This window comes from Modestobacter sp. DSM 44400 (assembly GCF_900107175.1).
In the GTDB taxonomy this organism is placed as follows: Bacteria; Actinomycetota; Actinomycetes; order Mycobacteriales; family Geodermatophilaceae; genus Modestobacter.
In genome coordinates, this window is the sequence record NZ_FNOZ01000025.1 from 20,807 (window position 1) to 47,187 (window position 26,381).

General features: G+C 73.4%; 32 protein-coding genes and 2 pseudogenes. 16 read left to right on the forward strand and 18 right to left on the reverse strand.

Going from position 1 to position 26,381, the window contains the following annotated elements; genetic code table 11:
* Positions 1–18 precede the first annotated feature (18 nt).
* Positions 19–1,167: a sensor histidine kinase gene (locus BLW04_RS15495; protein WP_217631065.1), complete on the reverse strand. Its 1,149-nt coding sequence runs from the start codon at positions 1,165–1,167 to the stop codon at positions 19–21.
* Positions 1,164–1,886, reverse strand: coding sequence for a response regulator transcription factor (locus tag BLW04_RS15500; RefSeq protein WP_217631066.1), 723 nt, complete (start codon positions 1,884–1,886; stop codon positions 1,164–1,166). The genes BLW04_RS15495 and BLW04_RS15500 overlap by 4 nt, the downstream gene beginning before the upstream one ends.
* A 114-nt stretch (positions 1,887–2,000) precedes the next feature.
* Here BLW04_RS15500 and BLW04_RS15505 point away from each other — a divergent pair, with 114 nt between their 5' ends.
* From BLW04_RS15505 to BLW04_RS25970, 3 genes are all read left to right on the forward strand, one after another.
* Entirely contained in the window at positions 2,001–3,935 is a 1,935-nt protein-coding gene (locus tag BLW04_RS15505) for a glycoside hydrolase family 15 protein (RefSeq protein ID WP_217631067.1), read from the forward strand.
* Between the two features lie 150 nt (positions 3,936–4,085).
* The gene (locus BLW04_RS15510) at positions 4,086–4,337 is read left to right on the forward strand and encodes an SDR family oxidoreductase (protein ID WP_256375486.1); all 252 of its coding nucleotides are present in this window, start codon (positions 4,086–4,088) and stop codon (positions 4,335–4,337) included.
* Between the two features lie 118 nt (positions 4,338–4,455).
* Complete coding sequence (locus BLW04_RS25970) at positions 4,456–4,707, forward strand: hypothetical protein (RefSeq protein WP_139306860.1); 252 nt, start codon at positions 4,456–4,458, stop codon at positions 4,705–4,707.
* Between the two features lie 33 nt (positions 4,708–4,740).
* Here the strand turns inward: BLW04_RS25970 and BLW04_RS29680 are convergent, their stop codons facing one another.
* On the reverse strand, positions 4,741–5,031 hold the full coding sequence (locus BLW04_RS29680; protein WP_091543057.1) for a methyltransferase domain-containing protein: 291 nt from the start codon (positions 5,029–5,031) through the stop codon (positions 4,741–4,743).
* Positions 5,032–5,188: 157 nt separating this feature from the next.
* On the opposite strand from BLW04_RS29680, the gene BLW04_RS15520 reads away from it, so the two are divergent.
* The 7 genes and pseudogenes from BLW04_RS15520 (at position 5,189) to BLW04_RS15545 (ending at position 9,036) form a co-directional block, all read left to right on the forward strand.
* The gene (locus BLW04_RS15520; protein ID WP_175484074.1) at positions 5,189–5,758 is read left to right on the forward strand and encodes a class I SAM-dependent methyltransferase; all 570 of its coding nucleotides are present in this window, start codon (positions 5,189–5,191) and stop codon (positions 5,756–5,758) included.
* A 128-nt stretch (positions 5,759–5,886) separates the two neighbouring features.
* Positions 5,887–6,414, forward strand: a complete 528-nt coding sequence (locus BLW04_RS15525) for a DoxX family membrane protein (RefSeq protein ID WP_175484075.1) — start codon at positions 5,887–5,889, stop codon at positions 6,412–6,414.
* Positions 6,415–6,417: 3 nt separating this feature from the next.
* Positions 6,418–6,540: pseudogene (locus tag BLW04_RS25975) on the forward strand (transposase); the annotation flags it as partial.
* 325 nt (positions 6,541–6,865) lie between these two features.
* Complete coding sequence (locus BLW04_RS15530; RefSeq protein ID WP_217631070.1) at positions 6,866–7,411, forward strand: hemerythrin domain-containing protein; 546 nt, start codon at positions 6,866–6,868, stop codon at positions 7,409–7,411.
* 335 nt (positions 7,412–7,746) lie between these two features.
* Complete coding sequence (locus BLW04_RS26815; protein ID WP_175484076.1) at positions 7,747–7,911, forward strand: hypothetical protein; 165 nt, start codon at positions 7,747–7,749, stop codon at positions 7,909–7,911.
* Between the two features lie 157 nt (positions 7,912–8,068).
* Positions 8,069–8,491: a hypothetical protein gene (locus tag BLW04_RS15540; protein WP_175484077.1), complete on the forward strand. Its 423-nt coding sequence runs from the start codon at positions 8,069–8,071 to the stop codon at positions 8,489–8,491.
* Positions 8,492–8,619: 128 nt separating this feature from the next.
* The gene (locus BLW04_RS15545) at positions 8,620–9,036 is read left to right on the forward strand and encodes a hypothetical protein (protein ID WP_091543068.1); all 417 of its coding nucleotides are present in this window, start codon (positions 8,620–8,622) and stop codon (positions 9,034–9,036) included.
* 57 nt (positions 9,037–9,093) lie between these two features.
* Here BLW04_RS15545 and BLW04_RS28535 read toward each other — a convergent pair whose 3' ends face one another.
* Positions 9,094–9,513 carry a sigma-70 family RNA polymerase sigma factor family protein gene (locus tag BLW04_RS28535; protein ID WP_254781627.1) on the reverse strand — a complete coding sequence of 140 codons (420 nt, stop codon included), beginning with the start codon at positions 9,511–9,513 and terminating at the stop codon, positions 9,094–9,096.
* Between the two features lie 94 nt (positions 9,514–9,607).
* Positions 9,608–9,865: pseudogene (locus tag BLW04_RS29685) on the reverse strand (sigma factor); the annotation flags it as partial.
* Between the two features lie 30 nt (positions 9,866–9,895).
* On the opposite strand from BLW04_RS29685, the gene BLW04_RS28540 reads away from it, so the two are divergent.
* Both BLW04_RS28540 and BLW04_RS15560 read left to right on the forward strand, forming a co-directional pair.
* On the forward strand, positions 9,896–10,051 hold the full coding sequence (locus BLW04_RS28540; RefSeq protein ID WP_254781629.1) for a VOC family protein: 156 nt from the start codon (positions 9,896–9,898) through the stop codon (positions 10,049–10,051).
* 161 nt (positions 10,052–10,212) lie between these two features.
* Positions 10,213–10,416 (forward strand): cold-shock protein, encoded by a 204-nt coding sequence (locus BLW04_RS15560; RefSeq protein WP_091543069.1) that lies wholly within the window; start codon positions 10,213–10,215, stop codon positions 10,414–10,416.
* A gap of 93 nt (positions 10,417–10,509) precedes the next feature.
* Here BLW04_RS15560 and BLW04_RS15565 read toward each other — a convergent pair whose 3' ends face one another.
* Positions 10,510–10,968 (reverse strand): hypothetical protein, encoded by a 459-nt coding sequence (locus BLW04_RS15565; protein WP_091543072.1) that lies wholly within the window; start codon positions 10,966–10,968, stop codon positions 10,510–10,512.
* Between the two features lie 227 nt (positions 10,969–11,195).
* Here BLW04_RS15565 and msrB point away from each other — a divergent pair, with 227 nt between their 5' ends.
* Positions 11,196–11,615, forward strand: a complete 420-nt coding sequence (gene msrB, locus BLW04_RS15570; protein ID WP_091543074.1) for a peptide-methionine (R)-S-oxide reductase MsrB — start codon at positions 11,196–11,198, stop codon at positions 11,613–11,615.
* 166 nt (positions 11,616–11,781) lie between these two features.
* Here msrB and hemQ read toward each other — a convergent pair whose 3' ends face one another.
* The 4 genes from hemQ to hemE are packed head-to-tail and all read right to left on the reverse strand — an operon-like array spanning position 11,782 to position 15,891.
* Positions 11,782–12,501 (reverse strand): hydrogen peroxide-dependent heme synthase, encoded by a 720-nt coding sequence (gene hemQ / locus BLW04_RS15575; protein ID WP_091543076.1) that lies wholly within the window; start codon positions 12,499–12,501, stop codon positions 11,782–11,784.
* Positions 12,498–13,433 carry a DMT family transporter gene (locus BLW04_RS15580; protein ID WP_091543079.1) on the reverse strand — a complete coding sequence of 312 codons (936 nt, stop codon included), beginning with the start codon at positions 13,431–13,433 and terminating at the stop codon, positions 12,498–12,500. Before BLW04_RS15580 ends, hemQ begins: the two co-directional genes overlap by 4 nt.
* Positions 13,430–14,815 carry a protoporphyrinogen oxidase gene (gene hemG / locus BLW04_RS15585; RefSeq protein WP_091543081.1) on the reverse strand — a complete coding sequence of 462 codons (1,386 nt, stop codon included), beginning with the start codon at positions 14,813–14,815 and terminating at the stop codon, positions 13,430–13,432. The genes BLW04_RS15580 and hemG overlap by 4 nt, the downstream gene beginning before the upstream one ends.
* Complete coding sequence (hemE, locus tag BLW04_RS15590; protein ID WP_091543083.1) at positions 14,812–15,891, reverse strand: uroporphyrinogen decarboxylase; 1,080 nt, start codon at positions 15,889–15,891, stop codon at positions 14,812–14,814. Before hemE ends, hemG begins: the two co-directional genes overlap by 4 nt.
* An 87-nt stretch (positions 15,892–15,978) precedes the next feature.
* Between hemE and BLW04_RS15595 the strand changes: the two genes are divergently transcribed.
* The 3 genes from BLW04_RS15595 to BLW04_RS15605 all read left to right on the forward strand — a co-directional run bounded on the left by BLW04_RS15595 (position 15,979) and on the right by BLW04_RS15605 (position 18,652).
* The gene (locus BLW04_RS15595; protein ID WP_091543085.1) at positions 15,979–16,605 is read left to right on the forward strand and encodes a DUF3000 domain-containing protein; all 627 of its coding nucleotides are present in this window, start codon (positions 15,979–15,981) and stop codon (positions 16,603–16,605) included.
* A 233-nt stretch (positions 16,606–16,838) separates the two neighbouring features.
* Positions 16,839–17,387 (forward strand): LuxR C-terminal-related transcriptional regulator, encoded by a 549-nt coding sequence (locus tag BLW04_RS15600; protein WP_217631072.1) that lies wholly within the window; start codon positions 16,839–16,841, stop codon positions 17,385–17,387.
* Between the two features lie 29 nt (positions 17,388–17,416).
* The gene (locus BLW04_RS15605) at positions 17,417–18,652 is read left to right on the forward strand and encodes a ribonuclease D (RefSeq protein ID WP_254781631.1); all 1,236 of its coding nucleotides are present in this window, start codon (positions 17,417–17,419) and stop codon (positions 18,650–18,652) included.
* 133 nt (positions 18,653–18,785) lie between these two features.
* Here BLW04_RS15605 and BLW04_RS15610 read toward each other — a convergent pair whose 3' ends face one another.
* The 8 genes from BLW04_RS15610 to BLW04_RS15645 all read right to left on the reverse strand — a co-directional run bounded on the left by BLW04_RS15610 (position 18,786) and on the right by BLW04_RS15645 (position 26,304).
* Positions 18,786–19,313, reverse strand: coding sequence for an SRPBCC family protein (locus BLW04_RS15610; RefSeq protein WP_091543089.1), 528 nt, complete (start codon positions 19,311–19,313; stop codon positions 18,786–18,788).
* Entirely contained in the window at positions 19,300–19,629 is a 330-nt protein-coding gene (locus BLW04_RS15615) for an ArsR/SmtB family transcription factor (RefSeq protein WP_091543090.1), read from the reverse strand. Before BLW04_RS15615 ends, BLW04_RS15610 begins: the two co-directional genes overlap by 14 nt.
* A gap of 126 nt (positions 19,630–19,755) precedes the next feature.
* Complete coding sequence (locus BLW04_RS15620) at positions 19,756–20,061, reverse strand: thiamine-binding protein (protein ID WP_254781633.1); 306 nt, start codon at positions 20,059–20,061, stop codon at positions 19,756–19,758.
* Entirely contained in the window at positions 20,058–21,980 is a 1,923-nt protein-coding gene (gene dxs / locus BLW04_RS15625; protein WP_091543092.1) for a 1-deoxy-D-xylulose-5-phosphate synthase, read from the reverse strand. Before dxs ends, BLW04_RS15620 begins: the two co-directional genes overlap by 4 nt.
* A 90-nt stretch (positions 21,981–22,070) precedes the next feature.
* Complete coding sequence (locus BLW04_RS15630; protein WP_091543096.1) at positions 22,071–22,439, reverse strand: hypothetical protein; 369 nt, start codon at positions 22,437–22,439, stop codon at positions 22,071–22,073.
* Positions 22,440–22,443: 4 nt separating this feature from the next.
* Positions 22,444–22,953 (reverse strand): GNAT family N-acetyltransferase, encoded by a 510-nt coding sequence (locus tag BLW04_RS15635; protein ID WP_091543100.1) that lies wholly within the window; start codon positions 22,951–22,953, stop codon positions 22,444–22,446.
* Positions 22,950–24,173: a class I SAM-dependent RNA methyltransferase gene (locus BLW04_RS15640; RefSeq protein ID WP_254781635.1), complete on the reverse strand. Its 1,224-nt coding sequence runs from the start codon at positions 24,171–24,173 to the stop codon at positions 22,950–22,952. Before BLW04_RS15640 ends, BLW04_RS15635 begins: the two co-directional genes overlap by 4 nt.
* 97 nt (positions 24,174–24,270) lie before the next feature.
* A complete protein-coding gene (locus BLW04_RS15645; RefSeq protein ID WP_091543106.1) occupies positions 24,271–26,304 on the reverse strand; it encodes an APC family permease in 2,034 nt (677 codons plus the stop codon).
* Positions 26,305–26,381 lie beyond the last annotated feature (77 nt).

Below are 26,381 nucleotides of genomic sequence, written 5' to 3' on the forward strand. Positions count from 1 at the left end.
CCGCGGCCATTCAGTGCGTCAGTCGGTCGGAACCGACCGGGGGGCCGTCAGACGCACGGTGAAGCAACAGCCGCCGTCCCGATTGGCTACCTCGACGCGACCACCGGCGGCCTCGACCAGCCCCCGCGCGATGGACAGGCCCAGCCCGCCACCGGCGCCATCACGCGGACTCCGGGCGCGACTGCCCTGGAAACCCACGTCGAACACCCTGGGCACGTCCACCTCCGGGATGCCGCCGCACTCGTCGCTGACGACGACCCACACGTTCCCGTCGGCCCTACCGCAGGTGACCGTCACGGTGCCCCCGGCCGGCGTGTGCCGCACGGCGTTGCTCACGAGGTTGGAGACCACTCGGGACAGGGACACGGCGGAGAGCAGGCAGGCGACGTCAGGATCCCCCCGGCCGACGAGGTGCACACCCCTCGCCCGGGCGACCGGGCGGGCGGCGGCGACGGCATCACTCACCAGGTCGGCGACGACCGTCGGGACCGGGATGAGCCGCAGGGTCCCGGCGTGCAGCCGGGACAGCTCGAAGAGGTCGTCGACCATTGCGGTGAGCCGGTCGGTCTCCACCCGCATGCGGCGGTGGTACGCGGCAACCTCGGAGGGCTCGTCGACCACCCCGTCCTCGAGCGCCTCGGCCATCGCACGGAGGCCCGCAAGAGGAGTGCGCAGGTCGTGACTGACCCACCCGACCAGCTCGCGGCGACTGCCCTCGAGGGACCGCTCCCGGGCCCGCGCCACCGCGAGCCGCTCGGCCGCGGTCACGAGGTCGCTCGCCAGGGCGGCGAGCTCGGCAGGGAGGGCTCGGTCCGGCACCGCCACCGGGCCCTCATCGGCGAGCGACCGGGCGACCGCCGCGACGTCGCGGACGCCGGCAACCAACCGGCGGGCCAGCAGCAGCGCGCCAGCGGTGCCCACGACTGCCGCCACCGCGACGACGACAAGGAGGACGCGGAGGTCGTGGACCGACAGGAACATGGCCAGGCCCGTCGCGCTGGTGGCGGATGCACCGGCGCCGACCACGGTGAGCACGAGCACGGTCAGCCCGACAGCGATCGACCGCCGGCGCACGGCAGCCAACGCGGCAGCACCGGCCAGCGCCGCCGCGAGGGCGGCGGCGCCGGCGATGGCGAGGACGACGAGGAGATCGTCCAGCGGAATCACTCCCGGTCCTCCTCGGGCTCGTAGCGGTATCCGACCCCGAAGACGGTGACCACGCGTCGAGGGGACGAGGGATCGTCCTCGACCTTCTCCCGCAGCCGGCGCACGTGCACGGTCACCGTGGACGCGTCTCCGAAGGACCAGTCCCACACCCGGTGCAGGAGCGTCGTCCGGTCGAACGCCTGGCGCGGATGCTGCAGCAGGAAGGCCAGCAGGTCGAACTCGCGGACCGTCAGGATCAGCGGCTGCCCCGCCCGGCGGGCCTCCCGCGCGGCGAGGTCGACGACGAGGTCGCCGTCGCTCAGCAAGCCCCAGGCGCGTGGCGGCGCGCCGCGGCGCAGCACCGCTGTGACGCGGAGGACCAGTTCACGGGGTGAGAACGGCTTGGTCAGGTAGTCGTCCGCGCCGAGTTCGAGGCCGGTCACCCGGTCCGCCTCGTCACCGCGCGCGGTGAGCATGACGACCGGCACCGGGTGCGCCACCCGCAGCCGGCGGAACACCTCCAGGCCGTCGAGCCCGGGGAGCATGAGGTCGAGCACCAGCAGAGCCGGCGGGTCGGCGAGCGCGACCGCCAGCCCCGCCTGGCCGTCGGCCGCGATGCGCACGGTGTACCCCTCGCGCTCGAGGTAGCGGCGCACCACGTCGGTGACCGTGGGGTCCTCGTCGAGGACGAGGACGTGCCCGGTCACCGCCCGCCCGGCCCTGTTCGCGGTCGAGTCCACTGCTGGACGGTAGGGCTACGACGCGCCGGCCGGGGAGGGTCGCCGCACGGTGTAAGGACTTCGCAATGCCGCGGACCGTGTTCCGCACCCGGATCTCGCCCTAGCGTCAGGGACGTGCCCGACGCCGTCCTCCCTCCCGATGTGGTCGCGGAGCGAGAGCGCACCGAGCGTCCGCCGCCGCGCCGCCAGCCGCCCATCGGGGACTACGGGTTCCTCTCCGACTGCACCTCCGCCGCGCTCGTCGACCGCGACGGCTCCGTCGACTGGTGGTGTGTCCCCCGGTTCGACTCCCCCTCGGTCTTCGGCCGCCTGCTCGATCCTGCGGCCGGGCACTGGACGCTGGCTCCGGACGGCGCCTTCGAGTCCGCGCGGGAGTACGTCGCCGACACCCTGGTGCTGCGCACCGTGTTCCGGACGGCGACCGGCATGGTGGAGCTGAGCGATGCCCTGGCGTTCGGCCCCGGGGCGCGGGGGCACGACATCGGCCTGGAGAGCCCGCACGTGCTCCTGCGCCGGGTGGTCGGCCTCTCCGGTGTCGTCGACCTGCAGAGCGAGCTGGCGCCGCGGATGGAGTACGGGCGCACGGAACCGCACCTGCGCGCCGACGGCCGGCAGGTCGAGGCGCAGGGCGGTCCGGTGCGGCTGTTGTGCACCGGGCCCGTTCCTTGGACCTGCTCCGACGGAGCCGCCCGCGCCGCGTTCTCCGTGTCGGCCGGGGACACGCTGGAGTTCAGGCTCCGCTACTCCCCGACCTTCGGCACGGCCTCGTCGCCGGGTCGCGCCCAGGAACGGCCCTCGGTGCAGGACACGACGGAGGGCTGGCAGTCGTGGGCGGCGGAACACACCGCCTATGACGGCGCCTTCCCCGAGGAGGTGCGGCGCAGCTCGCTGGTCCTGCAGGGCCTCACCTACCGGCCCTCAGGAGCGGTGGTGGCCGCCGCGACGACATCGTTGCCCGAACTGCCGGGCGGCGACCTCAACTTCGACTACCGGTTCGCGTGGCTGCGTGACCTCAGCCTGACCGTCCGCTCGCTGTGGATCGCCGCCTGCCCCGACGAGCCCCGACGGGTGTTCGACTGGTTCGCCAACGCTGCCGGTCGCGACGGCCGAGAGCTGGTCCAGATCATGTACGGCGTCGAGGGCGAGAGGGACCTCAACGAGCACACCCTCGACCACCTGGCCGGCTACCGGGAGAGCCGACCGGTGCGCGTGGGCAACGAGGCATGGAAACAGAAGCAGCTCGACGTCTTCGGGGAGGTCCTCGACGCCGCGCACGTCCTGCGCGACCAGCTCGACGACCTCGGCGGGCCGGTACAGGAGCTGCTGGTCACCCTCGCCGACCATGCCGCCAGCGGGTGGTCGGCGGCCGACGCCGGGATGTGGGAGGCCCGGGATGCCGAACGCCACTACACCTCGTCCAAGGTGATGTGCTGGGTGGCCCTGGACCGCGCGCTCGGCCTGGCGCCGCGGCTCGGGGACGGCGCCGACGTGCCCCGCTGGACGGCGGCCCGCGATGCGGTACGCCACGCGGTCCTCGAGCGGGCGTGGAGCGAGCAGGCCGGGGCCTACACCGGTGCGTTCGACTCCGATGAGCTGGACGCGTCGGTGCTCATCCTTCCCCTGGTCGGCTTCCTGCCGGCGACCGACGAGCGGATGGCGGCCACCATCGCGGCCGTCGAGAGCCGGCTGGGCGCCGACGGGCTGATCCGGCGGTGGTCCGCGGACCACAGCGGCTTTCTGATCTGCACCTACTGGCTCGTCGAGTGCCTCGCCCTGGCCGGCGAGGACGAGCGGGCGAGGGCGTGGTTTCGCGCCGCCACCACCTACGCCAACGACCTCGGCCTGCTGGCCGAGGAGGCCGACGGGACGACCGGTGAGCTGCTGGGGAACACGCCCCAGGCGTTCTCCCACATCGGACTGATCAACGCCGCCTGGCGCATCGGCCACCCGTCGGCGACCACGCCCGCGAGCACCGACACGTTCCCCTGCGCCGCCCACGGCGACGGCCGGCTTCCCACCGACGCACCGCCTCCTGGAGGACTGGCATGACCGGACGACTGGACGGCAAGGTCGCTCATCACGGACTCGGACTCGGATTCCGGCATCGGGCAGGCGACCGCCAGCGCGTTCGCCCAGGAGGGGCCGTGGTCATCCAGGCCGACCTGAAGGGGGAGAACGAGGTCGAGCACATGTTCGACGCTGGGGTCGAACTTCGACTGCTCGAAGGGCGCCGTCCGCATGCTCACCCGGACGCTGGCGCTGGAACTCGCCCCGCACAAGATCAACGTCAACAGCATCGCGCCGGGCATGGTCCTAACCCCGTTCAACCAGCCGGCCATCGACGATCCCGCCCTGCTGGATGAGCAGGGGCAGCGCATCCCGTGGAAGCGGGCGGCGCAGCCGGCGGGAGATCGCCAGGCTGGCGGTCTTCCTGGCCTCGGCGGACGCTGACTACGTCACCGGGCGTCGTACGTGATGGACGGCGACCTCATGATCGACCTCGGTCAGGGCGCGTAGCCGTGCAGGAACAGGAGCCAGGCATATCGGAGACGGACGGGCCGCCAGCACGGTGCCCGGAAAGGTGGGCGCGCACCTGCTGCCCGGCGCGGATCCCACGATGCTGGGCGACGTGGCCCGCCTCAACGCTCCGGTTCACTGGGGGCACGGCATTGCCATGGGTGCCCTCCGGGACGTCTTCGACGTCCCGGGCCTGTCCGGGCCGGCGGCCAGTGCCGCGCACTTCGCGCTCGTGTGGGGGCGGGGACGCCGCCCTGTACCCAGCGCTGGGCATCGCCGACGCGCCGTGGCACTGGAGCGGTGACGAACTCGGGGCCGATCTGCTGCACAAGGGCGTCTACGCCGCTTCGATCGCGGTTGCGGTATCCCGTCCGGCGTGACATCCACCGCAGCGGATCGGCCAGATCGTGGCATCCACCAGTCGCTGCACCCGTGCGGACCTCGGCCCGTCGGCCCGTACGTGTTTCCAGAAGTACAGCCGGCCACACGGCCGCAGCATCCTGTGCGGTTCCCGCAGAGCCGCACTCTGATCGGGCACGCTGCACAGGACGAGTGAGCAGACCGGGGCATCGAAGGCCCCGTCGGCGTCCGGGAGTCGGTCGGCCACAGCATCGACGGTGATCGGCACCCGAGCACCGACAGCTGCTCACTCGGCGTGGACACGCACGGCACCCCTTTCGCGTGGCGAGCGCGCTCCGCGACGACGGCAGGCGTCAGCCCCGCACCACGATGCGCCTCCGCTGGCCCAGTCGGTACACCAGGACGATCCGTGTCAGGCTCAGTTCGTGGACAGCGCAGAGGTCAAGGCGTTCTTCGAGCGGGTCTCGGTCGACTGGGACCACATGCGGTCGAGCTTCTACAACGCCGACATCATCGAAGCCCTGGCCGAGCGGACCGGCGTCGGGCCCCAGTCCCGGGTGGTCGACGTCGGGACGGGGACCGGATTCGTCGCGGCCGGGTTGGCCGATCGGGTGGCCAGCGTTGTCGGGGTGGACAACTCCCCGGCGATGCTGACGGTCGCTGGGGAGACGTTGAGAGCACTGGGCCTGGACAACGTCACGCTCACCGAGGGCGAACTCGATGCCCTGCCGCTCGCTGACGACAGCATGGACGTCGCCGTGGCGAACATGGTGCTGCACCACGCTCCCGACCCCGCGGCGATGCTGGCCGAGATGGCGCGGGTGGTCCGCCCGGGCGGAAAGGTGGCGGTCACCGACGAGGTCGCGCACTCCTATGAGTGGATGCGTACCGAACAGGCCGACATCTGGCTCGGATTCAACCCCGCCCAGGTCGAGGAACACTTCACGCAGGCACGGCTGATCGAGTTCGGTTACGACTCGCTGGGAATGCAGTAGTGCGTGACGTCGACGACCTCGGTCGGGGTCACCGCGAACATCGGCATCTTCGGCGCCTGGGCGACCGTGCCACGTAGCTCATGAGAGCGGCTCCTGCCGCTGCCGCCGTCGATGACAGCAAACCACCGGTGGTGCCGACGACCGCTTTGGGCCGGGGCATGGCGTCCATCCGCATCCTGCTCGGGTTGACGTTCCTGCTCAACGGGCTGGCGAAGTTCTTCGACATCACCCGTGTCTCCCTGCTCGGCTTCCGCGCGACGCTGATCGGCCGCGAGGATGCCGCCGGCATCATGCAGCGCAACGGCCTGGAGTCCCGCGGTGGGCGAGGCACGGCTGTCCCGCTGATCCAGGACATCACCCGGTTCCTGCTCGAGCACTACGACACCGTCAGGTGGCTGCTGGCCGGGACCGAGACGATCGCCGGTGCACTGTTGGTGCTGGGAGCGGCCAGCCGGCTGGGTGCGCTGTTGGCCCTCCTGTCGGCCCTGTACGTGCAAGCGCTGTACTACTCCAGCGGCGCCTGGTTGTTCGAGGAACCGCTGATCTGGGTGCCGCTGTTCGTGCTCGCACTGGTCCCGGCCGGCCGATCCTGGGGCGTCGACCGCGCCGCGGCAGGCCGCCGCCTGGATCGTGGCCGACGGCCCTGGCCCTACTGAGGTCCCAAGGAGGTGTGGCGGCAGATCTGGTCGAACAACCCCCGAGAGTGGCTCAGCCGCGAGATGCGCCGCCGCACCGACATGGCCGGCATCTTCCCCGAGCGCGACTCACCCATCAGCCTCGTGGACCAGAACTTCCGCCGAGTTCCGTCAATCCGCGAGCTGCCCGCTGGCCGACCGGACCCGGCCGATGATCCGGCGAACCCGCCGTCTGGCGCATCGCTCAGCGGGTCTGCTCCCCGAAGCTGCCGGGAGCGACGCGGGGGCAGCCGAGCCGGGCGAAGAGGCCGGTCAGCGAGGGCGCCTGACCCCGGGCGACGCGCGACCGCGGGGACCCCCGCTCGGCCGGCGACGTTCTCGCGTCCCTCTGCACGCGTGCTCATGCCTACCGCGAAACACCGCCGGTGGTCGACGGGACCGCTCGACGGGACCGTACGGGAGGGTCGTCGGCGTGGACGCCGGGAACACGGGTACGCCGACGTCCATGGACATCACCGAGCTCATCCTGTTCCAGCACCACGAACAGCGGCGCACCTTCGCTCTGCTCGACGAGATTCCCCGCGACGACACCGCGGCCCTGTCCGCGATCTGGGGCCGCCTGGAGATCCTGCTCGAGGTGCATGCCGAGGCGGAGGAGAAGTTCTTCTACCCCCGGCTGCTGACCGTCGGCCACGGCGCCAGTGACGCCGACAGCGTCAGCGAGGAGATCGAGGACGCGATCAAGGACCACAACGAGATCCGCGACGCCGTCCGCAAGGTGGCCGGGCACGAGACCGGCACCGACGACTGGTGGCAGGCCGTGACCGAGGCCCGGGTGTCCAACAGCGACCACATGGCCGAGGAGGAACGCCAGGACCTCGCCGACTTCCGGCGGCACGCCGACCTGCAGACCCGCCACGACATCGCCGTTCAGTTCATCGCCTACGAGAACCAACACGCCAAGGGAATCAAGCCCGTGGACAAGGACCCGGAGGACTACGTCGCCGAGCACAGCTGACGGGGTCGGCAGCGACGCCGGCCGGCGCCCGGGACAGGCGCGTCGGTGGCCGCCCGGTCTGCCGGCGTCCTGCCCGACCGGGCGCTCGGCCATCGCCGTGACCACGCAGTGCGACGGCTGCATCGCGATCGTCCTGAAGGGGGTCTGGGCTGGGCCTACGGCGCGCGCCCCCGCCGCCTTCCAGGGCTTCGCCACACCGGCGCGGTGCGCCGACGCACCAGCGGGGTGTCGGTCCGATCGCGGATGACGGTCGGGCCGATCGTGTGGTCACTGGTGGGGTCGAGCACACTGACGCAGTGGTGTATACCGCCACCCGAGCGCTGATGGGAGCTTCGATGAGCAGGCCACAGGACCCGCCTCAAGACGATGACAGCGCGGACGACGGCGAGGCGCCGTCCCGCCGGGGTGGGCGCGGCATCCGCTGGATCGGCGGGTGGCTCGCGGTCGCCCTCGTCCTCGTCGCCGTGGTCTGGGTCGTGCTCTACCAGCTGGCCAGCTAGCCGTACCGGCTCCTTCTTCCGCAGGCACGGTGACCCCCGCTCCGGCGCCGAGCCGATGAGGTGACCGGCCGGGGACGTGGATCGAGGCGGAACCCAACGTTTTCGATGATCCACTTCCGGGCATTGGTCACCACTGGCCCCAGCGGAGGAGCACACCGTGGACACCTGGTTGATCATCGTCATCGTCGTCGCCGTCATCGTGGTCCTGGCACTCATCGCGCTGGCCGCGGCCAAGCGCGGCCGCGCCGGGACGGTGCGCAAGCGGGAACAGGCCCAGGAGCACCTGCACGAGGCCGAGGTCCGCGGCGCCCGCGCGGACAAGGAGCAGGCACTCGCCGAGGAACAGGCCGCCCGCGCCCGCCGCGAGCGGGCCGAGGTCGAGGAACGCTCCGCGCTGGCCGAGCAGGAGGCGCGGGAACGCGCCGGGAAGGCCCACGAGGAACGCTCGACCGCCGAAGAGCTCCGCGCCAAGGCCGAGAAGCTCGCCCCCGGGTCGCGCCACGACGGTGGTGGCCGGCACGCCGGCACCGCCGAGGAGACCCTGCGCCGCGACGAGACCGACGGCCCGACCCAACGCTGACCCGCGGACTTCGGCGCTGCCCTCACCCGTCCGGGTGAGGGCAGGCCGCCCAGGTGGCTCCTGGACTTCCGTTGGGTACCCGACCTGTCGTTGATCGACGAGTCGGAACAACCGCGGAAGGGCTGGATATGAGGGTCCCCATCGTGGTGTACGGCGTGCTGTACGTCGTCATCGAGATGGTCGGGAGCCAGCTCGACTCGGTCGGCTGGCCGCAGCTCACCGCGCTGGACGTGGCAACGGCAGTGGTCAACGCCCTCCTGGTGGTCGCCGTGGGCGTCGCCGTCCTGGTTGCCGTCGACGTCCTGGGCCACCGCTGGCGCCGCTGGCTGCGGGCGTACCGCCGGGAGCAGGCCCGGCTGGCCGACGAGGCCGAGCAGGCCGAGCGCGCCCCGATCATCGTCCGCGCCTGGCGGCCGGGGCGCCTGGCGCTCGCTGCCGGACCGCCTCCGGGCGCCTCCGCCGCCGCTCCTCCGGTCACCACCCGGGTCGCCGGGGAGCCGTACATGGAGCCCGGCTTCCTCGACCAGCACGGCCGGCTGCTCTAGCCGGACCATGCCGCGCCGGTGCACCCGGGTCAGCCCTCGAGCACTGTCACCGCGGGGTCACCCGAGCCGGTCGGCGTCGGCCATCAGGTCGATGCGGACCACGCGTCCCTCGGCGACCGCGAACCCGAGCACCACGCGTGGTCGGCCACCCACCGACCACACCGCGCCGGGGAGCCGTCCACCAGCGCCAACTACGCGGCCCGGGCCCGCCCGGCGAAGCCGCGACCGCGCCGCGGACCTCGGCGTCGCACCCGCCCGCACCGCGGCGGCGTCGGCCCGCAGCACGACACCAGGGGCCAGGAGCGCCAGCAACTCAGCGAAGTCCCCCGTCGCGCGAGGCGGCGAGGCGGCGAGGAAGGCCCGCACGACCGCCCGCTGACGGGCCGGGTCGCTCGCGCCGTCCGCCGTGGACCCGCGCACCCGGCGGCGCGCCCGGCTGGCGAGCTGCTTGGCCGCGTCCGGCGTCCGCCCCAGCACCGGGGCGATCTCGTCGAACGGACGGCGAACGGTCGTGCAGCACGAACGCGATGCGCTCGGCCGGGGTGAGCGTCTCCAGCACGACGAGCAGTGCGGAACCGACCGAGTCCGCCAGCAGCGCCTCGTGCTCCGGGTCGGTGCCACGCCCGGGCGGCTCGACCGGCTCGAGGACGTGCTCCCCCATCGGCGCCTCCGGCCGGCTTCGGCGCGAGCGGAGGACGTCGAGGCACAACCGCCCGACGACGGTCGTCAGCCAGCCCCGCAGGTGCGCCACCCCGTCGGGCTCGGCACGACTGAGCCACAGGCACGCCTCCTGCACCGCGTCCTCGGCCTCGGCGCCCGACCCGAGCATCCGGGCGGCCACCGCCCGCAGGTGGTCCCGGTGCTCCTCGAACCGCTGGGCGAGTCGCCGTCGACCGTGTTGGTGGCCGCCGGAGCGACCCCCGGACAGCCGGTCCGGGACGTCGGGGGCGGCAAGCTGATCGCCACGGTCACCGACGCCGACGGCGACGTCCTGGGGCTGCTGCAGTCCTCGTGAGCGCCCCTCCAGCCGAAGTCCGACACGAAAAATCACACTTCTGGCCCTCTCCAAGGGGTGCGGTGCTGCGCAGGTGGTGCATGTGCGGCTAGGGTTGTCCACGTCGGGAAGGCCCTGCAGATGGCAGGACCCCGACGTACGACCTCAGCTAGGAGCGAGCAATGCCCGAAGGAACAGTGAAGTGGTTCAACGCAGAGAAGGGGTTTGGCTTCGCCACCCCTGATGGCGGCGGCCCGGACGTCTTCGTCCACTACTCGGCCATCCAGACCAGCGGGTACCGCTCGCTCGACGAGGGCCAGCGCATCTCGTTCGACGTCGAGCAGGGCCAGAAGGGCCCGCAGGCCGCGAACGTCCAGCCGGTCTGATCTCCAGATCGGTCGGCTGATCTCAGCCACCTGACCAACGACAGCGCCCCCGTCCGGGAAACCGGACGGGGGCGCTGTCGCGTTCCCGCCGCGTCAGCGGGCCCGGGGCACGTAGCCGCCGATGAGCGCCGACATCAGGAGCGCCCCGTCGTCGGGCCCCAGCGCCGTCGCGGCGTCGAGGAGGGCCTGCCAGCGGGCCCGCTCCACGTCGGTCAGCGCGCCGGCGGCGCGGGCGGTGAGCTGGTCGACCAGCCGTTCCCACTCCCCCTGCGGCGTCGGCCAGAGCCCGGTGAGCCGCCGGGCCTCGGCCGAGGCGCCGGTGAACCGCACGATCTCCCCCGCGTGGTTGGTCAGCGCGTCGAGGTAGCCCGCGCCGACCAGGGCGTTGGCCGCCGACACCACCGGCGGCTTGGCCAGCCCGCTGGCGGGGACGACCGCGCCCAGGTAGGGCGCGCTCCCGTGCGGCGGCTCGTCGAGCAGGCGGACGATCGCCCGGAGCACGGGCAGGTCGCGGGTGAACCACACGTCGGGCAGCGGTTGCTCCGCGGTCATGGCGTCCTCTCGATCGGGTTGGAGGTCGAACCCCCAGCCAGTCCACGGTACGAGGCGCCGGGCCGGCGCGACCGGGCAGGACCGCCAGCCCTCCGCTGCGCCCGGTGATCTTCCGCTGACCGTGCGCTGAGGGCGCGCTGAGCTGCACCGATGTGCCCGGTCACCCACCCGGGCGGCGGGGCGGGCCGGCCGCGGCGCGGGTGGCAGAGCCGCCGTACGGTGGGGTCATGACCACATCCGCCCATCAGCCCCAGGTCGTCAAGACCGACGAGGAGTGGCGCGCCCAGCTGTCGCCGGACGAGTACGCAGTCCTCCGCGAGGCCGGCACCGAACGGCCCTACACCGGCCAGTACGTCGACACGAAGACGGTCGGCGTCTACTCCTGTCGGGCCTGCGGCGCCGAGCTCTTCCGCTCCGAGACGAAGTTCGACTCGCACTGCGGCTGGCCGTCGTTCTACGAGCCCTCCAGCCGCGACAACGTCGTCCTCCGCGAGGACCGCGCCCACGGCATGCTTCGCACCGAGGTCCTCTGCGGCAGCTGCCGCAGCCACCTCGGCCACGTCTTCGAGGACGCCCCGCAGACCCCGACGGGCGACCGATACTGCATCAACTCGGTGAGCATCGCGCTCGCCCCCAGCGAGGCCTGAGCTCACCCGCACCACACAGGAGCGCCCCGCCGACCGGTCAGGTCAGCGGGGCGCTCCGGTGTCCGGGGCCGTTCAGCGGCCCGACCCCCCGCTCTTGCGGTGTTGCCCGCACTCTTTCGGCACTGCAACACCGCAAGAGCGACCGGACCACCGCAAGAGCCCCCACTCACGGCAGGTCGGCGACCAGCTCCGCGACCTGCTTGCGGGTGCCGGTGTAGAACGGCACCTCCGCACGCACGTGCCGCCGAGCCCGGCTGGCCCGCAGATCGCGCATCAGGTCGACGATGCGGTGCAGCTCGTCGGCCTCGAAGGCCAGCATCCACTCGTAGTCACCGAGCGCGAAGGCCGCGACGGTGTTGGCTCGCACGTCCGGGTACCCCCGGGCCTGCATGCCGTGCTCCTTGAGCATGTCCCGCCGCTCCTCGTCGGGCAGCAGGTACCACTCGTAGGACCGCACGAACGGGTAGACGCAGACGAACCGACGCGCCTCCTCCTCGGCCAGGAAGGCCGGGATGTGGCTGCGGTTGAACTCCGCGGGGCGGTGCAGCGCCATCTGCGACCAGACCGGTTCCAGCGAGCGGCCCAGCGTCGTCCGGCGGAACCGGCCGTAGGCCTCCTGCAGCGCGTCGGGCGCCTCGGCGTGCCACCAGATCATCAGGTCGGCGTCGGCCCGCAGCCCGGCGACGTCGTAGACCCCGCGGACAACGACGTCCTTGCCGGCGAGCTCGTCGAACAGCGACGTCACCTCGTCGGCCGCCGCGCCGCGCTGGTCGTCGCCGAGCGACCGGGCCGCCTTGAAGACCGACCACATCGTGTACCGCAGCTGGGCGTTGAGCTCGTTGGCCCGCTTGCCGATGCTGCGCTGTTCGGTCTGCTCCTCGCTCATGCCCCCATTGTCGCCCGCTGCCGTGCCCGGCGTCCGGGGGGTCGCAGCACCAGCGCGACGCCGACGGTCGTGACCACCACCCCGGCCAGCGACAGCAGCGGCAGTTCCTCTCCGAAGAGCAGGTAGGCCTCCACCGCGGTGGCGGGCGGAACGAGGTAGAACAGGCTGGAGACCCCCGCCGCGCTTCCCCGGCGCAGCAGGACGAACAGCAGCAGGACGGCGCCCAGCGACAACGGCACGACCAGCCAGGCCAGAGCGGCGACGAACTCCGCCGTCCACTCCACCGCCATCGTCTCGGTGGCCGCGGCAGCCGCGAGCAGCACGAGGGCCGCGGCGGCGTACTGCACGGCAGTGCCGGACAGCAGCGGGATCGAGTCCCCGTGCCGCTTCTGCCACAGCGTCCCGGCGGTGCCGGCCAGCAGCGCGACGAGGGCGGAGGCGACCCCCGCGGGCGGAAAGGCGCCCGACTCCCCCGACGCGCTCGCCAGCCCCGGCGCCAGGACCAGGGCGACGCCGACGACGCCGACCGCGAGCCCCAGCCACTGCAGCGCGACCAGCCGCTCGCCGAGCAGCCGCGTCGCCAGCGCCGCGGTCAGCACCGGCTGGAGGCTCACCACCACCGCGGCGACGCTGGCCGGCAGGCCGAGGGAGATGGCGGAGAAGACGCCGCCCAGGTAGCCGGCGTGCAGCAGCAGTCCCGCGACCGCGGCCCGCCCGTACTGGCCCCGACCGGCCGGGCGCCCCGAGCGGGTGGTCACGGCGAGCGCCGCGAGCAGCATCCCGGCGAGCCCCAGTCGCAGCGCCAGGAAGGTGAACGGCTCGGCATAGGGCAGCCCGTACTTCGCGCCGACGAACCCGGTGCTCCACACCAGTACGAACACGACCGGAGCGGCCGCCGTGGCGGCGCGGCGAATTCGCCCTGACGCGCTCATCGGAGCGCGGCGACCGCGCGGCGGGCGTCCCGGATGCAGGCCGGCACGCCGACCCCGCCGTAGGCGGCACCGGCCACCGCCAGCCCGGGCACCGCGCCGACCGCCGACTGGACGGCGACGACCCGCTGCGGGTGGCCGACCAGGTACTGCGGCAACCCGCCGCCCCAGCGGACCAGTTCCGTCTGCACCGGCTCCCGGCGCTCGAGGTCGAGCAGCTCCGCGACGTCGGCCACCACCGCGGCGGTCAGGTCGGCGTCGGAGCGCTGCAGCTGGGACTCGTCGCCGTAGCGGCCCACCGACGACCGCACCCGCAGCACCCCGGCCCCGTCGGCGCCCCGGGACAGGTGCGGCCACTTCGAGGAGGAGATGGTGACGCCCTTGACCAGTCGCCCGGTGACCGGCGGCACCAGCAGGCCGGAGCCGGCGGCGATCGGCTGGGCGGGGAAGGCCATCGCCACGACGGCCATCGAGGCGTACGGAATGCCCCCGAGCGGCTCCACCGCACCCGGTGCCACCTCGACGAGCAGCCGGGCCGCCTTGGCCGCCGGCGCGGTAACCAGCACGACGTCGGCGGTCAGCGTCTCCCGGGCCGCGACCGGGCCGATCGACAGTTCGAACCCGGACCCCGCCCGGCGCAGCGCATGCGCCGGGGTGGACAGCCGCAGCTGGGCGCCGGAGGCCGCCAGCAGCGCCGCGGGCAGCGACCCGATGCCCTCGGCCACGGTGACGAACACCGGGCCGTCGACGTCGCCCCGGCTGCGCGCACCGGCGTCCCGGGCGGCGAGCGCACCGGCGAGCACCGACGGCGTCCGGCGCAGCTGAGCCGCCAGGGCGGGCATCGTGGCAGCCAGGGACAGGTCGTCGGGCCGGCCGGCGTAGACCCCGCCGAGCAGCGGCTCGACCAGCCGGTCGACGACCTCGTCGCCCAGCCGCTCGCGCAGCAGCGCGCCGACGGAGACGTCGCCGTCCAGCTGGAGCGGTGGCAGGTCGGCCTCCGCCCGGACCCGGGCGATCCCGGCCGGGGTGAGCACACCGGCCAGCCCGTCGGCGGAGGTGGGCACGCCCTGCACGGTGCCGGCCGGCAGCGGGTGCCGGCCGTCCGGAAGCACGATCGAGGCCTGCGTCGCCGCCGGGGCCACCAGCTGGTCGGCCAGGCCCAGCGCCTCGACCAGGTCCAGCGCCTCGGGCACCCGGGCCAGCATCGCCTCGGGGCCGGTGTCGTACCACTGGCCGGCCAGTCGGACCCGGTCCAGCTTCCCGCCGATCCGCGACCCCGCCTCCAGCACCACGACCTCGTCGTCCGGCCGGGCGCGGTGCCACTCGAACGCGGCGGTCAGACCGGAGATGCCGGCGCCGACGACGACGAGCCGGCGGCGGGTCATCGGGCCGAGAGCTCGTGGACCAGCTCGACGACATGGGTCAGCACGCCGGGATCGGTCTCGGGCAGCACGCCGTGGCCGAGGTTGAACACGTGCCCGCGGGCGGCCCGGCCCTGCTCAACAACCCGGGTGACCTCCCGGTCGACCGTCGCCCGGTCGGCGAGCAGGACGGCGGGGTCCAGGTTCCCCTGCAGCGAGTAGCCCGGCCCGACCCGGCGGGCGGCCTCGTCCAGTGGCACGCGCCAGTCGACGCCGACCACGTCGGCGCCGGCGTCCGCGATGAGCGGCAGCAGCTCACCGGTGCCCACCCCGAAGTGGATCCTCGGGATGGCGCGCTCCCCCGCCCGCCCAGCGGCGAGCCCGTCGAACACCGCGCGGGAGTACGGCAGCACGCAGCTGGCGTAGTCAGGAGCGGCCAGCACCCCGGCCCAGGAGTCGAAGAGCTGGACGACGGAGGCCCCGGCGTCCACCTGCACGCGCAGGAAGGTCGCCGCGGAGACCGCGAGCCGCTCGAGCAGTCGCTGCCAGGCCGCGGGCTCGGCGTACATGAAGGCCTTGGTGCGGGCGTGCTCCTTGGACGGGCCGCCCTCGATCAGGTACGTGGCCAGGGTGAACGGCGCCCCGGCGAAGCCGATCAGGGGTGTGGGACCGAGCTCGGCGACCAGCCGGCGCACGGCGGTGGCCAGGAAGTCCAGCCGGTCGGGCTCCAGCGGCGGAAGCGCGTCGACGTCGGCGACGGTGCGCACCGGCGAGGCGACCACCGGGCCGACGCCGGGCTTGATCTCGATGTCGACCCCGGCGACCACCAGGGGCAGCACGATGTCGGAGAAGAGGATGGCCGCGTCGACCCCGTGCCGGCGAACCGGCTGCAGGGTGATCTCGGTGACCAGGTCGGGGTCCTGGCAGGCCTGGAGCATCGCCGTCCCGGCGCGGAGCGCGCGGTACTCCGGCAGTGAGCGGCCGGCCTGGCGCATGAACCACACCGGCGTCCGGGACACCGGCAGACCGCGCGCGGCGCGCACCAGGTCCGAGTCGGCGGGGGTGGTCTCGGCCGGGGTCGGTGCTGCAGCGGTTCCCACGACAGGCCATGCTCCCAGACGGGAGTCCTGGCCCGGCGCGGCGCGTCACGACACGACGCGCCGCGCTCTCCGACCTACCCTGCGCACGTGGCCCCGCAGCGCACCCGTCCGGACGACGACGTGCAGACCCCTCCCGCCGAGGTCCCCGCTGCCTTCCGGGATGCCCTGGCCGCGCTGTCGACGGTCCGGCCGCGCCCCGAGGTGGTGATGGAGCAGATCCCGGCGCCCCAGCGGCTCGCGCCGTTCGCCGCGGCGATCGGGATCACCGTCTCCGAGGCCGACGGCGAGGAGGAGGTCGAGCTGGCCAGCGGCCGGTTCATCGTGCTCTTCGACCCCGCCGGACACGAGGCCTGGCAGGGCACCACCCGGTGCGTCGGGTACGTCTCGGCGGTCACCGACTCCGACATGGTCGACGACAGCATGTTCTCCGAGGTGGCCTGGAGCTGGCTGACCGACGCGCTGGCCGACAGCGGCGCCGCGCACCACGCCATCGGCGGCACCATCACCCGCACCGCCTCCACCCGCTTCGGCGAGATCGCCGCCCCCGAGCACTCGGTCGACGTGGAGATCCGCGCGTCCTGGACGGCGGAGGACGTCGACCTCGACCGGCACCTGCGCGCCTATCTCGAGGTGCTGGCCAACGCGGCCGGCCTGCCGCCCGAGGGCGTCCACCTGCTGGGCGCGGGCGGGCAGAGCGCCGGAGCCGGCGCCTAGACTCGCCCCGGCGTGTTCGCTCACTCGGCCAGGACGCATTGGGCCGAGTGGAGTACCTGGAGGGGAGGTCGGATGTCGCTGGGCCTGCCCTGGGCCGACGGCGTCCCGCTCGGCCCTGACGCCAGTGCGCTCGTCGTCGACCCCTCCCCCCTCCTGCGCGAGGCGCTGGCCGCCCGGCTCCGCTCCCTGGCGCCCGCGAGGTCGAGGAGGCCGCCTCCCTGGGGGAAGCCCGGGTGCGCGCCCACGTGTCGGGTCCGCGGGCGCTGTGCGTGCTGGAGGTCGACCTGCCCGAGGTGGGCCCGGAGACCGCCGGCCGCGGCGGTGACCCCGGCCGCGGGCTCGAACTGCTCCCCACGCTGCGCACCGAGGGCTGGCCGGTCACGGTCGTGCTCACCGCGGTGACCGACCCGGCCGTCGTCCGGGCGGCCTTCCTGGCCGGCGTGCAGGGGTACCTGCTCAAGAGCAGCCCGCTCACCACGGTCATCGACGGCCTGCGGACGGCGCTGGCCGGCGAGGTGTTCGCCGACCCGGGCATCGCCACCAGCCTGGCCCAGGGGCTTACCCAGACGGGGGTCGACGAGGCGGTCGGCGAGCTGTCGGCCCGGGAGCGCGACATCCTGCGGCTGGTGGCCGACGGCAACACGAACAAGGAGATTGCCGAGTTGGTGGACCTGTCCGCACTCACCGTGAAGAGCCACCTGGCGCGGATCGCGCGCAAGCTGGGCACCGGCGACCGGGCGCACATGGTCGCCCTCGGACTGCGGTCGGGGGTCATCTCCTGAGCACCGACCCGACACCCGAGGTCCCGACCGTGGGCGAGCCCGTCCCCGGCGAGCCCGCACCCGAGGAGTCGACCGCCGTCCCGCTGCTGGCGCCGCGCGACGGGCTGCCCCCGGTCACCGACACCTCGACCGCACTGGTCCGCTACGCCGAGTCGTTGGCCACCGGCAGCGGTCCGGTGGCCGTCGACGCCGAGCGCGCCTCGGGGTACCGCTACGGCCAGCGCGCGTACCTGGTCCAGCTGCGCCGGGCGGGCTCGGGCACCGGACTGATCGACCCGGTGCCGCTGCCGGACCTGTCGGTCGTGCAGGCCGCGATCGCCGACGCCGAGTGGGTGCTGCACGCGGCCAACCAGGACCTCCCCTGCCTGGCCGAGATCGGCCTGGTCCCCTCCCGGCTGTTCGATACCGAACTGGCCGCGCGGCTGGCAGGGCTGCCCCGGGTCGGGTTGGGCGCGGTCGTGGAGTCGCTGCTGGGGTTCTCGTTGCAGAAGGGCCACTCGGCCGCCGACTGGAGCACCCGGCCGCTGCCGGAGGACTGGCTGGTCTACGCCGCACTGGACGTCGAGGTCCTGGTCGACCTGCGCGATGCGCTCGCCGCGATCCTCACCGAGCAGGGCAAGACCGAGTGGGCGCGACAGGAGTTCGAGGCGATCCTCGCCGCCGGGCCGCCGGTGCCCAAGGCCGACCCGTGGCGCCGGACGTCAGGGATGCACGGTCTCCGCCAGCGTCGCCAGCTCGGCATGCTTCGCTCGCTGTGGCAGGCGCGGGACGAGCTGGCCCACCGCCGGGACATCGCGCCCGGCCGGGTGCTGCCCGACGCCGCGATGGTCTCCGCCGTGCAGGCCGACCCGAAGAACGAGGCCGCCCTGGTGGAGCTGCCGGTGTTCCGCGGCCGGGCCAACCGCAAACTGGTGAGCACCTGGTTCGGCGCCCTGACCCGTGGCCGGGAGCTGCCGGAGAACGAGCTGCCCCCACACAGCCGCCCTGGCGAGGGACCGCCCCCGGTCAACCGGTGGGCCGACCGCGACCCGGCGGCCGCGGCCCGACTCAAGGCCGCCCGCGCGTCGCTGGCCCAGGTGTCGGAGGAGTGGTCGGTGCCGGTGGAGAACCTGCTGTCCCCCGACCTGATGCGGCGGCTCATGTGGAGCCCTCCGACCCCCGCCGACGCAGAGACGGTGGCCTCGGTGCTGCGGACCGGCGGAGCACGGGAGTGGCAGATCGGGCTGACATGCGACCTGCTCACCGAGGCGATCGCCGCCGGCTGACCGCGGCGGGCAGGGCCGCCCGCAGCTGTCGCACGGTGCCGCCGGCCTGACCGGACTCGCACCGGCGCCGCCGCCCTCACCCTGCAGCGTGAGGACGGCGGCGCTGGCGCGAGTCTCGCGCTCGCCCTGGCGGTCAACCCGTGGTGAACGCCTCGCCGGTCTCCAGCAGCGTCTTGAGGTCGCTGAGGATCCACGGCCAGCCGCCGCCGCCCATGGCCCCGAACTCGTTGTCGCCCGAGGTCATCGCCGCAAGGGTGGGCATGCCGCCCAGCTCGTGGGTCACGGTGAGCCGGCAGACCCCGTCCTCGCCCGGGCCCTCGATCTCGTAGGTCAGCCGGCTGAAGCCCTCGGCCGCGGCCGTCGGGTCCATGACCATTCGCCAGGTCTGTACCAACCGTCGAGGCGGGTCGACCTCGACCACCTCGCCGTCGACGATGACCTCGGGCAGCTCCCAGCCCATGGCGGCCGAGGCCTCCTTCATCGCGTCGCTCGCGTGCGAGGCGTAGGCACCGCCCGGGCGCAGCTCGAAGTGCCCCGGGGCACCGTAGCCGTAGCGCCCGTTCCATCCCGGGTTGGTGATCGCCTGCCAGATCCGCTCGGGCGCGGCCTTGATGTACACCCGGTGGACCTGCGTGGCCTGCGCTGTCTCAGTGGTCGACATGCTCGCTCTCCAGCTCGTTCTTGACGTCGACGAGCGCCGCGACGTGGCGCTCCGTGTACTTGTCGATCCACCGGTCGTGGACCAACCGGATGGGCACCGGGTTGATGAAGTGCAACTTCTCCCGGCCGGACCTGCGGGTCACGACCAGCCCTGCCTCCTCGAGGACACGCAGGTGCTTCATGACGCCGAAACGCGTCATCTCCACCTCCACCTCGAGCTCACCGAGGGTGCGGCCGTCGCGGCTGAACAACAGGTCGAGCAGTAACCGCCGAGTCGGATCGGCGAGCGCCTTGAACACGCGGTCGTCATCCGGCACGGGACGACCGTATGTGACCAGAAGGTCACATATCAACGCCCACGGACACGAGAGCGGTCTGGTCACGTGGCCCCGTCCGGAGGCTCGCCCCGTGCCTGCGAGGGGTGAGACGGACGGGGTCCTTCTTCAGCGGAACTTGCGGGTGAGGCTGTCCATCGTCCGGTTCACGGTGGCTACCTTGACGTGCGAGATACCGCTGGTCGCACCAGCCGCCAGCATCGCCTCGTGGGCGGCTCGCAGCGTCGCCCACACGGTGTCCGCGTCGCCCTCCAGGGTGGTGCCGAGCGCACCGACCTCGTAGCGCAGTCCGGACGCCTGGAGGACCCCGATGGCGGCCTCCACGTGGGCGTGCGGGTCGTCGGCCGTGCCGGGCGGGGACGGCGCGACCTGGATCTCGGCGATCACGCTCGGCTGGTTCGGGTCGGCGGTCACTGCTGCTGGCCCTCGACCTGCTGCGCGACCGAGCCGCTGCCCGGTCGGTCGGTCAGCCGCGCGGCCCACTCCACGACCCGGCGGGCGACGTCCTGCTCGGTGAGCCCGGCATCGGCGAGCACCTGTCCTCGGCTGCCGTGGGCGAAGAACTGCTGGGGCAGCCCCATGGTCCGCACCGGCACGTCGCTGTCTGCGTCCTGCAGCGCGCGGGTGAGCATGGAGCCCACTCCCCCGGCCCGGCCGCCGTCCTCGACGGTGACGACCAGCCGGTGTCTCTGGGCCAGCTCGACCAGCTCGGGGGCGACCGGCAGCACCCAGCGCGGGTCGACGACGGTCACCTCGATGCCGTGGTCGGCGACGCGCTCGGCGGCGGCCAGGCACATCGGCACCATCGACCCCACGGCGACCAGCAGCACCTCCGCAGACGCCCCGCGGCGCAGCACGTCGACCGGGCCGCGCCGCTCCAGCGCGGGAACCTCGACCGGCAGCGCGCCCTTGGGGAAGCGCACCACGGTCGGCCCGTCGGTCACCTCCACGGCCTCCCGCAGCGCCTCACGCAGCGTCGGCTCGTCGCGCGGCGCGGCCAGCTGCAGGCCCGGCACGATCGAGGAGATCGACATGTCCCACATGCCGTTGTGCGAGGCGCCGTCCGAACCGGTCACTCCGGACCGGTCCAGGACGACGGTCACCGGCTGGCCGTGCAGCGCGACGTCCATCAGCAGCTGGTCGAAGGCCCGGTTGAGGAAGGTGGAGTAGAGGGCCACCACGGGGTGCATGCCGCCCATGGCCAGGCCGGCGGCCGAGGTCAGCGCGTGCTGCTCGGCGATCCCGACGTCGTAGGTGCGCTCGGGGAACCGCACGGCGAAGGGCGCCAGGCCGGTGGGGTGCAGCATCGCCGCGGTGATCGCCACGACGTCGGAGCGCTCGCTGCCGATCCGCACCAGCTCGTCGGCGAACACGTCGGTCCACTCCGGGCCCGCGGCGGCCGAGGACAGCCCGCTATCGGGCTCGAAGACACCGGTGGAGTGCCAGGCGTCCTTGGTGTCCGTCTCGGCCGGCGGGTAGCCGAAGCCCTTGGTGGTGACCGCGTGCACGATCACCGGACCGCCGAAGGAACGGGCCCGGCGCAGCGCGGACTCCACCATCTCCACGTCGTGCCCGTCGACCGGTCCGACGTACTTCATGCCGAGGTCCTCGAACATGCCCTGCGGGCTCAGGACATCCTTGAGGCCCTTCTTGATCGCGTGCAGCGCGTCGTACAACGTGGTGCCCACCACCGGTGCCCGGTGCAGCGCCTGCCGGACGGCGTCCAGCGCCTGCTCGTAGCCCGGCCGCAGCCGCAGGGTGGCCAGCGCGTCGGCGACCCCCCCGATGGTCGGCGAGTACGAGCGGCCGTTGTCGTTGACCACGATGACCACCGGGCGGTCCTGTGCCGCGGCGATGTTGTTCAGCGCCTCCCAGGCCATCCCACCGGTGAGCGCACCGTCGCCGATGACCGCCACCACGGGCCGCTTCTCCCCGCGCACGGCGAAGGCCTTGGCCAGCCCGTCGGCGTAGGACAGCGAGGTGGAGGCGTGACTGTTCTCCACCCAGTCGTGCTCGCTCTCCGCCCGGCTGGGGTAGCCGGACAGGCCACCGCGCTGGCGGAGCTGCTCGAAGCCGGCCAGCCGGCCGGTCAGCAGCTTGTGCACGTAGGCCTGGTGGCCGGTGTCGAAGACGATCGGCTCGCGCGGGGACTCGAAGACCCGGTGCACGGCGATGGTGAGCTCGACGGCGCCCAGGTTGGGGCCCAGGTGGCCCCCGGTCTTGGCCACGCTCCGCACCAGGGCGTCGCGGATCTCGGTGGCCAGGACGGGCAGCTGGTCGGGGCGCAGCGCCCGGAGGTCGGCGGGCCCGGTCAGCGATCGGAGCAACGACACGACGCGACCGGGTCCTCTCGACGTCGGCGGCCGTCAGGAGGACGGGTCGCCCAGGATCCCACTGTAACCGCGCGGACGCCGGTCGGTCGGTCAGAGCCGGGGCACCCACCGTTCGCCGCGCAGCGCCCCGGCGACAACCTCGACCCCGCGGGCGGCCCGGGCCAGCCGGGCGCCCTCCCGCTCGTAGGCGGTGATGGCGGCCTCCATGGCGTCCGGCGGCAGCTGGTCGGCCAGCTCCACCCGGACGGTGCGCCAGCCGGCCCGGGCGGCCTCCAGCCCCGCGGCGAGGTGGTCGGCGGCAAACCGGGCCAGCAGCACCGGGTAGCGGCGGAGCACCTCGTGCGACCGGTAGTCCGGGGGCACCTGGTCATAGAGCCAGGCCACCGCCGTCCGCTCCCAGTCCGGGGCACCCGGCGGGGCGACCTCGTCCGGCCAGCCCGGGGGCAGCGCGGCGTCCACGTGCTCAGTCCGACCCGAGCGACGCCTGCACGAGGACGACGTCGAGCAGCCGGCCGTGCTTGCGGCCGACCGCGCGCAGCCGGCCGACCTCGGTGAAGCCCAGGGCCCGGTGCAGCGCCAGGGACGACGGGTCGCCGCTGTCGGCGATCGTCGCGATGGCCTGCTCTGCACCGGCCTGGGCGGCCCGGTCCAGCACCGCGGTGAGCAGCGCGCGGCCGGCGCCGCGGCCCGACCGTCCGGGCGCGAGGTAGACGGTGTCCTCGACGGTGGCCGCGTAGGCCGGCCGGACCCGCCACGGTGAGACGTAGGCGAAGCCGATCACCTCTCCGCCCTCGGTCGCGACCAGGAAGGGCCATCCCGCGGACGTGATGCCGGCGGCCTTGGTTCCCCAGTCCGCCGGTCCGGGCGCGACGGTGTCGAAGGTCGCCACGCTGTGCTCGACGTGGTGGGCGTAGATGCGGCTGACCGCCTCGGCGTCGTCCGGGGTGAACGGGCGGAGCCCGACGCCGGTCACGCTGCCGGGACCAGCAGCGCGACGCACTCCACGTGCGCGGTCATCGGGAAGCAGTCGAAGGCCCGCAGCCCGGCCAGCCGGTAGCCGGCCTCAGCGAACGCGGCGACGTCGCGGGCCAGCGAGGCCGGGTCGCAGGCAACGTAGACGACGGCGCGCGGGGCCGCCCCGGCCAGCGCCTGGCTCACCGCGGGGCCCGCGCCTGCCCGCGGCGGGTCCAGGACGACGACGTCCGGACGGCCGACGTCCTCGAGCAGCCCCGCGATCCCCTCGGCGTCCAACTCGCCCTCCCACACCTCGGCCTGTGGCAGGTCGGCGAGGTTGGCGTGCGCGGCCGCGCACGCGGCGCCGTCGGCCTCCACGCAGACCACCCGGCCGGCCGGGCCCACCGCAGAGGCCAGTGACCCGCCGAACAGGCCGGCGCCGGCGTAGAGGTCCAGCACCGTCTCACCGCTCACCATGGCCGCGAACCCGGCGACCGCCCCCACCAGGGCGTCGGCGGCCCCCGGGTGCACCTGCCAGAAGCCGGTGCCCTCCACCTGCCAGTCGCGGTCCCAGGCCCGGCGCGCGGCCCGGCCGGATGCCTCGACGGCGCGGTGCTCCCCGGCCGGCACCACCCGGGTCGACTGGGGGTGCCCGCGCCGGTCCAGCCGGGTGGTGGTGACCGCACCCTCGGAGTCGACGGCGACGTCCACCGCCCCCGCGCCAGGCCACCTCCTGCTCAGCACGGCCCCGGCTGCGGGCTCCATGGTGATCGGGCAGTCGTCCAGCGGCAGCACCTCCCGCGAGCGGTGCGGGTGCAGGCCGGGGGCGCCGGACCGGTCGACGGCGAACCGGGCCCGGGACCGCCAGCGCAGCGGCCCGCCGGGCAGCTCCTCGACCGGCACGTCGACGTCCAACCCGGCCAACCGGAAGAACTGCTCGGCGACCACGTCGGCCTTGAGCCGGCGCTGCTGCGCCGGGGCGACGTGCTGCCAGTCGCAACCGCCGCACAGCCCTGGACCGGAGTGCGGGCAGGGCCGCTCGACCCGGTCCGGGTGCGCCTCGAGCACCTCGACGGCGTCGGCCCGGCAGTACTTGACGTGCCGGTCCTCGGTGACCTGCACGACCACGCGCTCGCCGGGCAGCGAGTGCCGCACGAAAACCACCCGGCCCTCGTGCCGGGACACGCAGTGCCCGCCGTGCGCCACGGGCCCGACGGTCACCTCGAAGCGCCGGCCCACCCAGCCGTCGGCACTGCCCGAGGCCCCGTCCCCCGGCCCCGCTGCAGGGGGCCGCCGCGAGCGCGCGAGTGGTGGGGGGCAGCGGGGTCCTTCCGCTTCATCCATAGGGCGTCTGCTCCGCGTCGGTGGTCAGCCCGCGGCGCAGGTCGCCGGGCGCCGGGCGCCCGCCGCCGTCGCCGTCCCGGCCGACCGAGCTCTCCAGCTGCCAGGGGACGGAGGTGATCATGACTCCGGGCTGGAACTGCAGCCGGGTGCGCAGCCGCAACGCGCTCTGGTTGTGCAGCAGGTTCTCCCACCAGTGCCCGACCACGTACTGGGGCACGAACACCACGACCAGCTCGCGGGGACTGGACCGGCGGATGTCCTTCACGAAGTCCACGACCGGCCGGGTGATCTCCCGGAACGGCGACTCCAGCACGGTCAGCGGCACCGGGATGTCGTAGCGCTCCCAGTCGAGCTGCAGGTCGCGGGTGTCCGCGTCGTCCACGTTGACCGTCAGCGCGGTCAGCACGTCGGGCCGGGTGGCCCGGGCGAACGCCAGCGCCCGCAGCGTCGGCTTGTGCACCTTGGAGACCAGCACCACCGCGTGCACCTTGCTGGGCAGGGTGCGGGCGTCGGAGTCGGGCACCAGCTGGCGGGCCACGTTGGAGTAGTGCCGGTTGATCGACCGCATCAGCAGGAAGATCAACGGCATCGACCCGATGACGATCCAGGCGCCGCCGGCGAACTTGGTCACCACCACGATCACCAGGACGACGGTGGTCAGCAACCCCCCGACGGTGTTGATGACCCGGGAGCGCTGCATCCGCCGGCGCTCGACCGGATCGGTCTGGGTGCGCAGCTCCCGGTTCCAGTGCCGCACCATGCCCCACTGGCCGATCGTGAAGCTGGTGAACACTCCGATGATGTACATCTGGATCAGCTTCGTGGAGTCCGCGTCGAAGGCGACGAGCAGCAGCACGGCGAATCCGGCCAGCAGCAGGATGCCGTTGCTGTAGACCAGCTTGTCGCCGCGGGTGTGCAGCTGGCGCGGCATGAACCGGTCCTGCGCCAGCACCGAGCCGAGCAGCGGGAAGCCGTTGAACGCGGTGTTAGCGGCCAGGATCAACACCAGCGCGGTCGCCGCCTGGATGTAGAAGAAGCCGACCGACTGCGGACCGCCGAAGGTCGCCGCCGCCACCTGGGCGATGACCGTCGGCTGCGGAGCGGTCTCGCAGTCGGTGAAGCCCACCAGGTCGCAGGCGTTCTCCGCATAGCGGACGTCGGAGAGCAGGGCCAGCGCGGTGACCCCGGCGAACATGGTCGCCGCGATGCCGCCCATCAGGGCCAGCGTGGTCGCTGCGTTCCGGCTCTTCGGCGGCCGGAAGGCCGGCACCCCGTTGGCGATCGCCTCGACGCCGGTCAGCGCCGTGCACCCGGAGGCGAAGGCCCGCAGCACGAAGAAGATCAGCGCCAGCCCGGTGACCTGCGCGTAGTCGCCCTCGGGGGTGATCGAGTAGGTGGCGCTCTCGGCGACGACCGGGTTGTCGGTGAAGAAGTCCCGGAACAGCCCGGTGACGATCATGACCATGATCCCGGTGATGAACAGGTAGGTCGGGACGGCGAAGGTCTTGCCCGACTCCCGGACCCCACGCAGGTTCGCCGCCACCAGCAGTGCCACCAGCACGACAGCGATGAGCACACGGTGCTGGGCCAGCGCGGGCAGCGCCGAGATGATGTTGTCGGTGCCCGAGCTGACCGAGACCGCGACGGTCAGCACGTAGTCGGTGAGCAGGGCGCTGGCCACGACCAGCCCGGCGAACTGCCCGTGATTCTTCATGGCGACCTCGTAGTCGCCGCCGCCCGAGGGGTAGGCGTGCACCACCTGGCGGTAGGACAGCACCACCACGGTGAGCAGCAGCACGACGGCCCCGGCGAGCCAGGGGGTCAGGAAGAGGAACGCTGTCCCGCCCAGGCTCAGGACGATCAGGATCTCCTGCGTCGCATACGCGACGGAGGACAGCGGGTCGCTGGCGAAGATCGGCAGGGCCAGGCGCTTCGGCAGCAGGGACTCACCGGCGTCGTTGCTGCGGACGGGGCGGCCGAGGACGAGACGCTTCGGTAGTTGCCCGAGGTCGGACAGGGTCGGCACGCGGCGATGGTACGGACGCAACGGGTCCCCGTGTGCCGCCCACGACCGATGTCACGCCAGGGGGTCGTCCCGGTGCG